This is a genomic window from Oleiphilus sp. HI0043 (assembly GCF_001634935.1).
The window spans coordinates 1-949 of sequence record NZ_LWEY01000454.1; the positions used below are offsets into that span (position 1 = coordinate 1).

At 42.5% G+C, this 949-nt stretch carries 1 protein-coding gene; it reads right to left on the reverse strand.

Annotated features, from left to right (window positions below; translation table 11 throughout):
- Positions 1–857, reverse strand: an 857-nt coding sequence (locus A3729_RS05840) for a DUF1329 domain-containing protein (protein ID WP_197475607.1), incomplete at its 3' end; no start/stop codon positions are given.
- Positions 858–949: the final 92 nt, after the last annotated feature.

The following is a 949-nucleotide window of genomic DNA, read 5'->3' on the forward strand; positions in this document are numbered from 1 at the left end:
GACGAAGCAATGGGGGAATCATAAGCCAAGTTTGGAGCACGTCTCACTCGACGCTGGCCTGAGTTATAGTCCCACGCACCTCGTTTGTCTTTAACCTGATCCATAGTTTCGTGAACTAGCAACGCACCACCTGCCAAACGGGCGGGCGCTTTATTGAAAGTCAAAAAGTAAAACAAAATATTGTTAAGCTTTTTAAAGCTGCCTTTAGGGTTATGGAAGTTAAAAAACACTTCCGCCTGCTTGGTAATCGGAGAAAAAGAACCATCTCTCTGAACTGGCACTTCAGTCGAACGCAAGATTGCAAAAATACCTCTCCATCTAGTCAAATGATTCCACATTGTCTGAAGGGCTTTATCTTCATTCTTTCCATGTAATATTGGAAAAGGAATACCACCGTATGCGTTCTGAATCCCCACCCCGCCTTTGGATAAAGACGATGTTTTGGCATTTTTCTTGGTATTTTCTAGGACCCAATCCGGCATCGAGTGCGAACGATGGGTTGGATATACATTGATCTTGAAGCTACTTGGGTATGCTTCAAACAAAGCATACTGACCTGGGGTCAGATAGTTTTTAAAACCTTTGTAGTTACTGTCATCAATGGTGAATTTGATATCATCAGAGGCAAAAGGGTCGATATGATGCTGCCCTGTCCCCTCATACCCCATTGGGGCTTCGGTAATCCCCCCAGTCCATGCAGGAATAGTTTTATTTTTATTCCCGGATTTTATCGAACCGAACGGCGTTAAAGAATTCCCTAACTTATTAACTTCTTTCGTTGAAACTTTCGCATTTGCATTGAGCGCACCCAAAACCAGCGCTAGCACACTACAAAGCAAAATAGACTTGTTTTTCATATGATTACCTTGAAACACACCCATTGTTGTATTACTACACTCTAAAATCGCCACACCCATTGTTGTATTACTACACTCTAAAATCGCCACAC